Annotated in this window: 12 protein-coding genes and 1 pseudogene; 10 read left to right on the top strand and 3 right to left on the bottom strand. The window is 31.1% G+C overall.

What is annotated here, in order from left to right; genetic code table 11:
- The 3 genes and pseudogenes from Q0678_RS07595 to Q0678_RS07585 all read left to right on the top strand — a co-directional run bounded on the left by Q0678_RS07595 (position 1) and on the right by Q0678_RS07585 (position 3,642).
- A pseudogene (locus Q0678_RS07595) lies at positions 1-933 on the top strand (lactonase family protein).
- 34 nt (positions 934-967) lie between these two features.
- Complete coding sequence (locus tag Q0678_RS07590) at positions 968-1,432, top strand: (2Fe-2S)-binding protein (RefSeq protein WP_299056148.1); 465 nt, start codon at positions 968-970, stop codon at positions 1,430-1,432.
- Positions 1,429-3,642 carry a molybdopterin cofactor-binding domain-containing protein gene (locus tag Q0678_RS07585; protein WP_299056146.1) on the top strand — a complete coding sequence of 738 codons (2,214 nt, stop codon included), beginning with the start codon at positions 1,429-1,431 and terminating at the stop codon, positions 3,640-3,642. The genes Q0678_RS07590 and Q0678_RS07585 overlap by 4 nt, the downstream gene beginning before the upstream one ends.
- A 71-nt stretch (positions 3,643-3,713) precedes the next feature.
- On the opposite strand, the gene Q0678_RS07580 is transcribed toward Q0678_RS07585, so the two are convergent.
- Together Q0678_RS07580 and Q0678_RS07575 are read right to left on the bottom strand one after the other, a co-directional pair.
- On the bottom strand, positions 3,714-5,606 hold the full coding sequence (locus Q0678_RS07580; protein WP_299056144.1) for a SulP family inorganic anion transporter: 1,893 nt from the start codon (positions 5,604-5,606) through the stop codon (positions 3,714-3,716).
- 50 nt (positions 5,607-5,656) lie between these two features.
- On the bottom strand, positions 5,657-6,253 hold the full coding sequence (locus Q0678_RS07575) for an NUDIX domain-containing protein (protein ID WP_299056142.1): 597 nt from the start codon (positions 6,251-6,253) through the stop codon (positions 5,657-5,659).
- A gap of 7 nt (positions 6,254-6,260) precedes the next feature.
- On the opposite strand from Q0678_RS07575, the gene pyrE reads away from it, so the two are divergent.
- Positions 6,261-6,902 carry an orotate phosphoribosyltransferase gene (gene pyrE, locus Q0678_RS07570; protein ID WP_299056139.1) on the top strand — a complete coding sequence of 214 codons (642 nt, stop codon included), beginning with the start codon at positions 6,261-6,263 and terminating at the stop codon, positions 6,900-6,902.
- A 9-nt stretch (positions 6,903-6,911) separates the two neighbouring features.
- Positions 6,912-7,301, top strand: a complete 390-nt coding sequence (locus Q0678_RS07565) for an SRPBCC family protein (RefSeq protein ID WP_299056137.1) — start codon at positions 6,912-6,914, stop codon at positions 7,299-7,301.
- Here the strand turns inward: Q0678_RS07565 and Q0678_RS07560 are convergent.
- Entirely contained in the window at positions 7,298-8,029 is a 732-nt protein-coding gene (locus Q0678_RS07560; protein ID WP_299056135.1) for a biotin--[acetyl-CoA-carboxylase] ligase, read from the bottom strand. The genes Q0678_RS07565 and Q0678_RS07560 overlap by 4 nt on opposite strands.
- An 87-nt stretch (positions 8,030-8,116) precedes the next feature.
- On the opposite strand from Q0678_RS07560, the gene rsfS reads away from it, so the two are divergent.
- From rsfS to Q0678_RS07535, 5 genes are read left to right on the top strand one after another with little or no spacing between them, the layout of a single operon-like run.
- Positions 8,117-8,485 (top strand): ribosome silencing factor, encoded by a 369-nt coding sequence (rsfS, locus tag Q0678_RS07555; protein ID WP_299056133.1) that lies wholly within the window; start codon positions 8,117-8,119, stop codon positions 8,483-8,485.
- 16 nt (positions 8,486-8,501) lie between these two features.
- On the top strand, positions 8,502-10,481 hold the full coding sequence (gene ftsH / locus Q0678_RS07550) for an ATP-dependent zinc metalloprotease FtsH (protein ID WP_299056130.1): 1,980 nt from the start codon (positions 8,502-8,504) through the stop codon (positions 10,479-10,481).
- Positions 10,482-10,484: 3 nt separating this feature from the next.
- Positions 10,485-11,069, top strand: coding sequence for an LUD domain-containing protein (locus Q0678_RS07545; protein ID WP_299056127.1), 585 nt, complete (start codon positions 10,485-10,487; stop codon positions 11,067-11,069).
- Between the two features lies 1 nt (position 11,070).
- Positions 11,071-11,865 (top strand): phosphatidate cytidylyltransferase, encoded by a 795-nt coding sequence (locus Q0678_RS07540; protein ID WP_299056124.1) that lies wholly within the window; start codon positions 11,071-11,073, stop codon positions 11,863-11,865.
- Between the two features lie 2 nt (positions 11,866-11,867).
- Positions 11,868-12,524 carry a phosphatidylserine decarboxylase family protein gene (locus tag Q0678_RS07535; protein WP_299056121.1) on the top strand — a complete coding sequence of 219 codons (657 nt, stop codon included), beginning with the start codon at positions 11,868-11,870 and terminating at the stop codon, positions 12,522-12,524.
- Positions 12,525-12,527: the final 3 nt, after the last annotated feature.

The raw sequence follows: 12,527 nt of genomic DNA, 5'->3' as shown, positions 1-12,527 counted from the left end.
TTGGTTGCCAAGGCTACAAACCCTTCTTTTTTAGTAAAAACAAAAGACCGAAAACTACTTTTAGTTGTAGAAGAAGTAAATAAAGATGGTGATGGTTTTGTAAGTGCTTTTAAGATTGATAAAGACAGTTTGTTATTCATCAATAAAACGAAAACAGGTGGCGCGCATCCTTGTTTTGTAACTGTAAATAACGAAAATCAGGTTTTAGTTGCTAATTATACTGGCGGAAATATTGGGTATTAAAAAGTAGACACTATAAACGGATTAACAAATTTATTAGCACTACAACAGCATGTAGGTAAAGGAACAACAAATAGGCAAAAAGCACCTCATGCGCATTCTGTATGGTTTAAACAACATACTAAAAAAATTATTTCTGTAGATTTAGGCACTAATGAGTTGTGGTTTTCTACTTTAGATTCTTTAAAAACAAATTTTGTTCCACTACAACAAGCTAAGTTAAAAATGACAGATGGTGCAGGTCCAAGACATCTTGCTTTTCATCCGAAGAATACTAACATCTATGTTTTAAATGAACTGAATAATACGATCTCTTTATTAAACGAAAAAGAGGGTATATATAGTATAGTTTCATCTATTTCTATCTTGCCAGAAAATTTCATCAATTTTAGTAAGGCAGCAGACATTCATATCTCTAAAGATGGTCAGTTTTTATATGCTTCAAATCGAGGGCATAATTCAATAGTAACTTTTAAAGTGAATGCTGTAAACGGAACCTTAGAGTTAATAGATTTTACTTCTGTAAAAGGTGAGAGTCCGCGGAATTTTAATCTTACTCCAGACAATCGTTTTTTAATTGTTGCCAATAAAGATTCTAATTCGATTGTTTGTTTTCAGAGAAATTTTAAAACAGGAAAACTTACATTTATTTCAGAAATTTCGGCACCAACACCTGTTTGTATTTTGTTCTAATTTTATGTAACTTGTAACTTTAAAAAGATACAAAGTGAGTAAAATAATATCAATTAACGGAAAATCTTATACAGTTGATGTACAGGATGATATGCCCTTATTATGGGCTATTAGAGATATAGTAGGATTAACAGGAACCAAATTTGGTTGTGGTGTTGCACAATGTGGGGCTTGCTCTGTTTTAATTGATGGAGTGCTTACTAAATCTTGTAGCATGCCAATTTCTTATGCCATCGGAAAAGAAATTTTTACCATAGAAGGAAGCTCTAAAAATTTAGAATTTTTAAGAGAAGCTTGGAATGATGGTAATGTTCCTCAATGTGGATATTGCCAATCTGGGCAATTAATTGCAGCAACAGCACTTTTAGACTCTTTAGAAAATCCGACAGATACTGATATTGATAACGCAATGAGTAGTAATATTTGTAGATGCGGTACCTATTCTAGAATTAGAAAGGCAATTCATAAAGCAGTTGCTATTAAAAATAATGCAATATGAGTAAGATAGCACCTGTAAATAGAAGAGATTTTGTGAAGTTATTTAGCTTGGCAACAGGCGGAATTTTACTTGGATGTAATATTTCTACTGATAAAAAAGAGTTTGTACCTACACAAAATGGCAATTTTACACCGAATTTGTTTGTAGAAATTAAGCCAGACGGAAATATAATTATTACAGCTTCTCGTTCTGAAATGGGACAAGGAATTAGAACTTCTTTAGCTTCTGCAATTGCTGATGAACTAGAAGCAGACTGGAAATTTATTACCGTAAAACAAGCAGAAGGAGATGCTAAATATGGCAATCAAAATACAGATGGCTCTAGAAGTGTAAGAACTTTGTTGGCGCCTATGCGTAAAATGGGAGCCACTGCTAAAGTGATGTTGATAAAGGCTGCGGCAAAAAAATGGAACGTAAGTGAGTTAGATTGTATTGCCAGCAACCATTATATTATTAATAAAAAAACAAATGACACATTGTTTTTTGGTGATTTAGCGGTTGAAGCAAGTAAGATTCCGTTGCCATCAGAAGATGCTATTGTGTTAAAAAAGGTAGAAGATTTTAAATTTATTGGTAAAAAATTAAAAAGTGTCGATTTAGAAAAATTTACACATGGTACAGCAACCTATGGTATTGATGTGCGTTTACCTGATATGAAATTTGCTGCAATAGCAAGATGTCCTGTTACTTTTGGTACGGTAAAAAGTTTTGATGCTACTAATGCACAAAAAACTTATGGAGTAAATAAGGTATTGGTTTTAGATAGGTTGATACCGCCAACAGGTAAGTTTTTTGGAGCTTTGGGTGGTGTTGCTGTAATAGCAGATTCTACTTGGGCTGCTTTTCAAGGGAAGCTTAATTTAGATATTGATTGGGATTATGGTGAAAATAGTACTTTTAATTCAGAAGAATTTAAAGAAAAACTTTCTAAAAGACTTTTAGAAAAAGGCAAGTTAGTACCGGGTAGTAAAGGAGATGTTGATGCTGCTTTTAAAAACTCTAATAAAGTTGTAGAAGCTACGTATCATGTTCCGTTTTTAGCACATGCACCAATGGAGGTGCCTAATGCAACTGCTTGGTATCAAGATGATAAAATTGAGGTTTGGGCACCGGTTCAAGATCCGCAGACTGCGAAAGCAGAAATTGCACATTTTTTTAACATGCCTATAGAAAATATTACCATTAATGTTACCTTTTTAGGAGGTGGTTTTGGTCGTAAATCTAAGTCCGATTTTGTGGTAGAAGCCGTTGCGCTTTCGAAAAAAATGCAGGCACCTATTCAGGTTGTTTGGTCTAGAGAAGATGACGTGCAGCATAGTTTTTATCATGCAGCAAGTGCGCAATATTTAAAGGCAAGTCTTGATAAAAAAGGTAATTTAACGGGTTGGTTACAAAGAGTAGGATTTCCTTCAATAACCTCTAGTTTTAAGCCTTTATCAGATTACGCATCTGGTTTTGAATTGGGCATGGGTTTTACAAACAACCCTTATCAAATTAAAAACTTTAGATTAGAAAACATTAAAGCAGAAGCAAACTTAAGAATTGGTTGGTTAAGATCTGTAGTGCACATTCATAGCGGTTTTGGTAATAATTCTTTTGTTGATGAGTTGGCTTTTGAAGCTAAGAAAGATCCAGTTCAGTTTCATTTAGATTTAATTGGTAAAGACATCGAAAACCAAAAAAATACTAAAAATTCCTACAACCCTAAACGGATGAAAGACGTATTAAAAAATACGGCTAAAAATGCTGCTTGGGGCAAACAACTTCCAAAAAACCATGGTTTGGGTGTTGCTATACACTATAGTTTTTATAGCTATGTAGCTACTATTGTAGAGGTTTCTGTGACTAATAAAAAGGTGAAAGTAGAAAACCTTTGGACAACCATAGATTGTGGTTTGTCTTTAAATAAAGACAATATTAAAAATCAATTAGAAGGTGCTGCAATTTTTGGAATGTCTTTGGCGCTTTATGGGAAAATTTCTACAAAAGAAGGTGCTGTAGAGCAACATAATTTTTACGATTACCAAATGACAAGAATGAAAGATGCTCCTAAAATTCACATAGATATTTTAGATAAAATGCACGAACCACCTACAGGTGTTGGTGAACCAGGAGTACCTGTGATTGCGCCGGCAATTTGCAATGCTATTTTTAATGCAACAGGTAAAAGAGTTAGAAGTTTGCCGTTAATTGATGAAGGCTTGGTGTAGTTTTTAATCAATAAACTATAAAAAAAAAGGTCAGATTTTATCTGACCTTTTTTGAATTTTAAATATTCTACCTAAAATTTATACTCACCCAAAGGTTTTGGAAAATCTTCTGGGTTAGCCGCTAAATGATAACGAGGATCGTCTATGTCTTCTTCTATAATGTCCTTAAATATTGGGCTAGATTTATATAAGAGTAATTTACAATCTTCACTTAAATGTTTTAAAGTGATTTTTTTATTAGCTGCTTGGTATTTTTCAACCAGAATAAAAATAGCTTCAATAGCAGAGTGATCTGTAACTCTTGCTTCTACAAAATCTATTTCAATTACTTCTGGGTCGTTTTTAATATCAAACTTTTCATTAAAATCGGTAATACTTCCAAAGAATAAAGGACCCCAAATTTCATATATTTTTGTGCCATCTTCTTTAAAACGTTTTCTAGCTCTAATTTTTTTAGCGCTCGTCCATGCAAATGATAATGCAGAAATAATAACACCTACAAATACAGCTATTGCTAAATCAAAGAAAACAGTAACAGCAGAAACAATGATTAAAACAAAAGCATCAGAAACAGGTATTTTTTTTAGAATTCTAAAACTAGACCAAGCAAAAGTTTCTATGACCATCATAAACATTACACCAACTAGTGCAGCAATTGGTACTTGTTCTATATAGGTATCTGCAAACAATATAAATGTTAAGAGGGTTAGTGCCATCATTACACCCGATAAACGTCCTCTACCACCAGCATTTATGTTTATTACTGTTTGGCCAATCATACCACAACCACCAGTACCACCAAGAACACCACTTACAATGTTACCAGCACCTTGTGCAATACATTCTTTATTCCCGTTACCTCGAGAGTCTGTTAGTTCGTCTACCAAATTCATTGTCATTAAAGTTTCTATTAAACCAACCGAGGCAGCTAAAAAAGCATACGGAGCAATAAATTTTAGTGTGTCTAAATTAAATGGCAGACTGCTCCATAATTCTAAAATATTTAATTTTTTAGAAAGCTCATCAATTCCGTTTAATCCTGCGCCACCACCATCTCTAATAAAATCTCCAACATTAATGGCGTTTAATCCACCAAAAATAGAGATTAACGTTACAATTAAAATAGCGGTAAGAGCAGCGGGTATTTTAGTTGTTATTTTTGGTAACCCCCAAACAATTAGCATTGTTAAAAGTACAAGACCAATCATAAGGTATAGCGTTTTGCCTTGCATGGTTGTTTTTACAACACCTGTATCAGAAACATTATAAAACCCTTGTTCGGTTGCATTAAAAATTACTTTTTTTGTATTGATATCAAATACTTGGCCTTGAGCAATAATAAAAACATCTTTGTTAGTAAGGTTGTTTTTTACGGTATTACCTTCAATAGTAAATAAAACGGTGTTTGATATTAGGTCTTTTACCTGATTGTTATTTACGTTATAAACAAGGTCTTTAGAGGTTGTTTTACGCATGTTTTGTTGAAAAATATCTTTCTTATTTTCTTTAAACATACCAAGTTGTGCCATAAAAATAACGATTGCTAAACCGTTTACAAAGCCCATCATAACTGGGTGTGGTATTAAACGCACAAACTTTCCTAATTTAAAAATTCCTGCAAATACCTGTATAATTCCCATTAAAACTACCGCGGCTAATAGGTAAAAATATCCCATGTTTTCAATAGGAGTATCAAACAATAACCCTTTTGCGTGCCCTTCTTGAATCATGTTTACAAAAATAACAGCAACGGCACCAGCAGCACCAGAAATTAAACCAGGTCTTCCACCAAAAAATGCAGAAATAATTCCGATAACAAAAGCGCCAAATAAAGCTACAATCGGACTTATTTGAGCAACAAAGGCAAAGGCTACCACTTCGGGTATCATTGCTAAAGAAACAGTGATACCTGCAAATACATCGTCTTTTGCATTTGGTATTATTTTTCTGATGAAATTGGTCATGATCTTTTAAATTTTATAAGTCGGCAAAGATAGAAGGTTTTTTTAAAAAACTAGGTTTCTTTATAAGTATCGTATACTAATTTAATATTAGCGTAAGTGTTTTTTAAGGCATTGTTGATCGCTTTTGTGTCTTTAAAGACTGCTTTTGTAATGCCTTCTTCTAGTTGAGGTTTTAAATTATTTGTATTATCCGAAGACATTAAAAACCAGTGTGTTTCTTTTAAAATAAGTGTTTTTTGATGGTAAATATGATAAGTGGTAGTCAATGGCTTTATTAGTTGTAAATTAGTAATGCCACATTCTTCTTTAACCTCTCTTAAAGCAGCTATTTCTAAAGTTTCTCCAATTTCAATCCAACCTTTTGGCAGATCCCAAGTGTTGTTTCTTAAAATAAATAAGATTTCTTTTTTGGGGTTTAAAACCAAACCACCAGCAGCTTTTATTAATTTAAAAGTATTGGTAAAAGATTTCCAATCGGTCTTTAAATTAGTAGTGTATAAGTTAACGCCAACTAGCTTTTTTGCATATATTTTTGCAACAATATCATCGATGTCAATTTCTTTAAATAAGTAGTTCGGAAAATTATTTACTTTTTTTGTAGAAGAAGTGATAATTATTGGGCTATCATTTATAAAAACTTTATACATTTGCCGCATGATTTTAAACAAAGATACGGCAAAAAAAACAGCAGAACTTTTATTGCAAATAAAAGCAATTAAGTTAAGTCCTAGCGACCCTTTTAATTGGGCATCTGGGTGGAAATCTCCAATATATTGTGATAACAGAATTACCTTATCATATCCTCCAGTTCGTGTATTTTTAAAAGAAGAAATTGCTAAAATTGTAGAATTTGAATACGGCAAGCCAGATGTAATTGCAGGTGTTGCAACCGGCGCAATTGCTATTGGAGTTTTAGTAGCGCAAGAATTAGGAGTTCCTTTTATTTATGTAAGGCCAGAGCCAAAAAAACATGGTAGAAAAAACCAGATAGAAGGGCATCTAGAGAGTGGGCAAAATGTAGTGGTAATAGAAGATTTAATAAGTACTGGTAATAGTAGTTTAAATGCGGTAGATGCATTAAATGAGCTTGGTGCAGTGGTTAAAGGTATGGTTTCTATTTTTTCTTATGGTTTTGATGTTGCAGTCAAAAACTTTGAAGATAAAGGAGTTCGTTTAACTACATTAAGTAATTATGATAGTTTATTAGAGCAAGCTTTAGATAGCCATTATATTACAGATAAAGAATTAACTACATTAAATAGTTGGAGAGAAAATCCGAGTGTTTGGGGTCAATAAAATAGACAAATGAATATTAAAGGAAATACAGTAACAGTAGAAAAATCTGCGCAAGAAGTTTTTGTTTTTTTCTCAGAATTAAAGAATTTTGAGCAGTTGATGCCAGCTGATATCAAAAAATTTGAAGTAGAAGGAGATTCATTTTTATTCGGTTTGCCAGGTATGCCAGAAATTAGATTGGTTTTAAAAAATAAAACTGAATTTTCTAACATTACTTTAGGTGCTGCAAGTAGTAAATTACCTTTTACTTTGTCTGCTGATTTTAATGAAACTGGTGAAAAAAGTACAGAAGTTGCTTTAAATTTTGAGGGAGATTTTAACCCAATGATGGCAATGATGATTAAAAAACCATTGTCTAAGTTTGTAGAAACCTTAACAGAGAATATCGCAAAACTTTAAAGAAATCGAACTTCTTTAATGCCAAATTCTTTGATACTATTGTTTTCTAATTGAATTAAAAGATTGCCAGTTTTAGAGATACCGGTTATAATTCCTAAAAAAAGGAGTCCATTACTATCTTTAAACATCGAAGGAATATCTTTTTTATATAAAACAGATACATATTTTTCCTCTAAAGATTTAAAACGGTTGTTTTCTAATTTTAAAATTTGAGTTTGTATTTCTTTTAAAATTTCCTTTAAAAGAGGTGTTAAATTATGATCAGTATTTGTTTCAAGTTTTAAAGAAGTAACATTTTTTATAGATTTTGGAAATTCAGTTTGATTTACATTTAAACCAATTCCGATAACTGTTTTTTTAATTTTACTTCCTGCAAAAGTATTTTCAATTAAAATACCACATATTTTTTTATTGGCTGACATAATGTCGTTTGGCCATTTGATACTTAATTTTGCTATTTTTTTATTAGATAATACATTGTAAATAGCAATTGAAACTGCAAAATTTAAGTGTTTTTGATGCTCAATTTTAAGTGTGTCAAAAGAATTAAAAACACTGAATGTTAGGTTTTTAAAAGGTTCTGATAGCCATGCTTGATCTTGTTGCCCACGCCCATTAGTTTGTTTTTCAGAAACCACAACAGTAAGGTTTTCTATATCAGAATTCTGTGACAAATTCTTTAAAAAAGAATTTGTAGATTCGGTGGCATTAAGTTTGATTATTTTCAAGTGTTAAATAAAGTGTAAACTAGTGTAATATTACATAAAATACTCGCAAAAAAACAATAACTTTGCATAAAATTTATAAAAAAGTTAATGACTAAAAAACAAGTAAGTACAGATGATTTAATTGCTTTAATTATTAAAGGAATTGATGAAGTTAAAGGGGAGGGCATTCAATTATTAGACTTACGAGAGATAGAGAACACTGTTTGTGATTATTTTATAGTATGTTCTGGTAACTCTAATACACAAGTAAATGCAATTTCTGGTTCTATCCAAAAAGTTGTTTCTAAAGAACTTAAAGACAAGCCTTGGCATATTGAAGGACAAACAAATTCTGAATGGGTTTTAATGGATTATGTAAATGTAGTAGTACATATTTTTCAGAAACATATTCGTGAATATTATGATATTGAAAGTCTTTGGGGAGATGCTAAAATAACAGAGATAAAATCAGTTTAATTTTTTATTTTAATAAATGAATAAATCAAAAAAAGAAAATAAATCGAATATGCCAAAGTTTAAGTTTAACGCTTATTGGATTTATGCAGCCGTATTTATTGCAATTATTGCAATCCAGTTTTTTAACAGTGGAGATTTAGCAACTAAGACAATTTCAAAAAATGAGTTTAATGAGATATTAAAAGAAAATGATATTTCTAAAATTGTTGTTTTAAACAATAATTTAGCTCAAATTTTTATAAAAGAAGAGGCCAAAAAGAAACCTCGTTACAAGAAAATGTTAAATTCTGCCTTTTATTCTAAAGGTGCTTCTTTGTTTGAATATAATTTTGGTGATTTACAAAATTTCGAAAATAATATTGAAAAGTACAGAGTTGAAAAAGAATTAGATTTTGATTTAAAAAATGAAAATAAAACAAGTTTTTTTGATACTATTATTGGTTTTCTACCTTTTATAATTCTAATTGCCGTTTGGTTATTTTTTATGAGAAGAATGTCTGGCGGAGGATCTGGTGCAGGTGGTGGAAGTCAGATTTTTAGCATCGGAAAATCGAAAGCTAAACTGTTTGATAAAGACACAAAAGTGAAAACAACTTTTGAAAATGTAGCTGGATTAGAAGGAGCTAAAGAAGAAGTACAAGAAATTGTAGACTTCTTAAAAAATCCTGAAAAATATACTTCTTTAGGAGGTAAAATACCAAAAGGAGCTTTATTAGTTGGGCCTCCAGGAACTGGTAAAACATTGTTGGCAAAGGCTGTTGCTGGTGAAGCAGATGTTCCATTTTTCTCTTTATCAGGTTCAGATTTTGTAGAGATGTTTGTTGGTGTTGGTGCTTCTCGAGTTAGAGATTTATTCAAACAGGCAGCACAAAAATCTCCTTCAATTATATTTATTGATGAAATAGATGCTATTGGTAGAGCAAGAGGCAAAAACAGTATGACTGGTGGTAATGATGAAAGAGAAAACACTTTAAATCAGTTACTTACAGAAATGGATGGTTTTGGTACAGATACAAACGTAATTGTCTTAGCAGCAACTAATAGAGCCGATGTTTTAGACAGTGCATTGATGAGAGCAGGAAGATTTGACAGACAAATTTATGTTGATTTACCAAATATAAACGAACGAGAAGAAATTTTTAAAGTTCATATCAAACCTTTAAAATTAGCAGATGATGTTAAAGTTAAGTTTTTAGCACAACAAACACCTGGTTTTTCTGGTGCAGATATTGCTAATATGTGTAACGAATCTGCCTTAATTGCTGCCAGAAACGGTAAAAAAGCAATACATCACCAAGACTTTTTAGATGCAGTAGATAGAATAGTTGGTGGTTTAGAAAAGAAAAATAAAGTAATTACTCCGAAAGAGAAAAAGGTAATTGCATTTCACGAAGCAGGTCATGCAACAATTAGTTGGATGTTAGAACACGCTGCTCCGCTAGTTAAAGTAACCATTGTGCCTAGAGGTCAATCTTTAGGAGCAGCTTGGTATTTGCCAGCAGAGAGAATGATTGTTCAGACAGAGCAAATGTTAGATGAAATGTGTGCTACAATGGGAGGTAGAGCAGCTGAAAAAGTTATTTTCGATAAAATTTCTACCGGTGCATTAAGTGATTTAGAAAAAGTAACTAAGCAAGCAAGAGCAATGGTTACTGTTTATGGTTTAAACCAAGAAGTAGGTAATGTTACTTATTATGATTCTTCTGGTAACGACGCATTTGTAAAACCTTATAGCGAAGAAACGGGTAAAAAGATAGACAAAGAAATTTCTAAAATGATTGAGGCTCAATATACAAGAGCTATTCAGATTTTAGAAGATAATAAAGAAAAATTAACAACTTTGGCAGACCTTCTTTTAGAAAAAGAAGTTATCTTTAAGGACGATTTAGAAAAAATATTTGGTAAAAGACCTTTTGAAGTTACCGAAGACAAAGTTGAAGATGATACAATAATCAAAGAAAATACAGTTAAAAAAGAAGAAAATACAGAAGTTTAATTAATGAATTTTTTTAAAAAGCTGCTAAATATTTCTAATAAAGAGGATGTTTCTGTTACTAAACAAGAAGTATTACTTTCTTTAGATGACCTTTTTGTACACAAGTTTGTGCAAAAAGGGGGCAAGTTTTTATACTCTTTAAAAAAATCTGAGATTATTGAAAATCTAACTCGAATTTTAAACGAGAATGATTGGAAAAAAATAACTGTGTTGAATTCTGATTTAAATGACTTGGTTAACAAAGATGAAATACAAATTACATCAGACTTTATTTCAGAGGTACCCGTTTTTACTACATGCGAACATCTAGTAGCTGAAAATGGAGATATTTTATTTTCATCAAATCAGTTAAAAAGTGTCAAGCTTTCTGATATGCCAGAAAATTTTATTGTTTTTGCAACCACTAGTCAGTTAGTTAAAGATATTGGTCAGGGTTTAACAGGTATTAAATTGCATCACAAAGAAAATTTACCAACAAATATATCTGCTATCAAAAACTATAATATTCTTAATAAAGAGGAAAACTTCTTAAATTATGGTAACAGTAATTCTAAAAACTTATATTTGTTGCTATTAGAAGATTTATAATATGAGTAACCTTTTAAGAAGGAGTTTTTCAGGCATAATTTACGTATTACTTTTTTTATCTGCAATTCTTTATTCTAAAGAATCGTACATAACACTTACTGCTTTATTTGCCTTAATTTGTATTTGGGAATTTTCTAAATTAATCAATTTTAAAGGGATAATTGGCTACGTATTTTTCGGTTTAAGCTTGTATCTAATGCTTAAAAGACCCGATAGTTATGCCATAGTAATTATTTTAATGATTACAATATTGTCTTCGGTTTCTTTAATGTATTCTTTATTTTTAAAAAAAGAAATTGTTTTTTCTAATGATCGATCTAAGTCTGGTCTTTTGATTCGATACGTTTTATTTTCAATGCTTTTTCTGATTTTATTGCCACTTTATAAAGGCAATTACAACCCTAATTTAATCATAGCTATTTTAGTGATGATTTGGGTAAATGACAGTTTTGCTTTTCTTGTGGGTAAAAATTTCGGAAAGGTTAAACTTTTCGAGTCTGTATCTCCAAAAAAAACAAGAGAAGGTTTTGTTGGTGGACTTATTTTTGCCTTAATATCTGCCTATATAATTAGTGTTTTTAATAATGATTTTACACTTATTAATTGGTTAATGATAGCCCTTATAGTAAGTGTTATTGGTACTATAGGCGATTTAGTAGAATCAAAATTTAAAAGGCAAGCCAATATAAAAGATAGTGGTACTATTATGCCAGGTCATGGTGGTATTTTAGATCGTTTAGATAGTTTGCTTTTTGCAGCACCGTTTGTATATTTGTATATTAATTTTATAATTTAAGTATGATACGTTTTCACAAAGAAGGATATAAAATAATTATTATTGCGCTTTTTATATCTATTTCGGGTATTTTATTGGCCGAAAATTTAATAGATTTACCTTGGTTGGTGAAGGCAATTCAGATTTTAATACTAGCTTTTTTAATCATCATTTTACAGTTTTTTAGAAACCCTAAAAGAATAGCGCCATTAAATGATGCTGTTTTAGTTGCACCAGTAGATGGTAAAGTAGTGGTTATTGAAGAAGTAGAAGAGCCAGAATATTTTAAAGAAAAAAAATTACAGGTATCAATATTTATGTCACCAATAAATGTACATGTTACAAGATATGCAATGAGCGGAGTTGTAAAATATAGTAAGTATCATCCGGGTAAATATTTAGTTGCCTGGCACCCAAAAGCATCTACAGAAAATGAAAGAACTACTATAGTTTTAGAAAATAAAACTTTTGGAGAAGTTCTTTACAGACAAATTGCAGGTGCATTGGCAAAAAGAATTGTTAATTATGCTAAAGAAGGATCGTCTGTAATACAAGGTGAAGATGCAGGTTTTATAAAATTTGGCTCTAGAGTAGACTTATATTTACCAATAGGAACAAAATTAAATGTTTCTTTAGGTGATAAAGTTAAAGGTGGTACCCAAATTATCGCAGAAAAATAAGAA

This window comes from uncultured Polaribacter sp., assembly GCF_947497125.1.
In the GTDB taxonomy this organism is placed as follows: domain Bacteria; phylum Bacteroidota; class Bacteroidia; order Flavobacteriales; family Flavobacteriaceae; genus Polaribacter.
The sequence above is the reverse complement of the archived record's forward strand: the minus strand, read 5'-3'. Positions and strand labels throughout refer to the sequence as shown.

Excerpts from the sequence above, each read along its gene's own strand:
- Q0678_RS07580 (WP_299056144.1), bottom strand. The coding sequence starts at position 5,606 with ATGACCAATTTCATCAGAAAAATAATACCAAATGCAAAAGACGATGTA.
- rsfS (WP_299056133.1), top strand. The coding sequence starts at position 8,117 with ATGACTAAAAAACAAGTAAGTACAGATGATTTAATTGCTTTAATTATT.
- Q0678_RS07540 (WP_299056124.1), top strand. The coding sequence starts at position 11,071 with ATGAGTAACCTTTTAAGAAGGAGTTTTTCAGGCATAATTTACGTATTA.
- ftsH (WP_299056130.1), top strand. The coding sequence starts at position 8,502 with ATGAATAAATCAAAAAAAGAAAATAAATCGAATATGCCAAAGTTTAAG.
- Q0678_RS07585 (WP_299056146.1), top strand. The coding sequence starts at position 1,429 with ATGAGTAAGATAGCACCTGTAAATAGAAGAGATTTTGTGAAGTTATTT.
- Q0678_RS07575 (WP_299056142.1), bottom strand. The coding sequence starts at position 6,253 with ATGTATAAAGTTTTTATAAATGATAGCCCAATAATTATCACTTCTTCT.
- pyrE (WP_299056139.1), top strand. The coding sequence starts at position 6,261 with ATGATTTTAAACAAAGATACGGCAAAAAAAACAGCAGAACTTTTATTG.
- Q0678_RS07565 (WP_299056137.1), top strand. The coding sequence starts at position 6,912 with ATGAATATTAAAGGAAATACAGTAACAGTAGAAAAATCTGCGCAAGAA.
- Q0678_RS07535 (WP_299056121.1), top strand. The coding sequence starts at position 11,868 with ATGATACGTTTTCACAAAGAAGGATATAAAATAATTATTATTGCGCTT.
- Q0678_RS07545 (WP_299056127.1), top strand. The coding sequence starts at position 10,485 with ATGAATTTTTTTAAAAAGCTGCTAAATATTTCTAATAAAGAGGATGTT.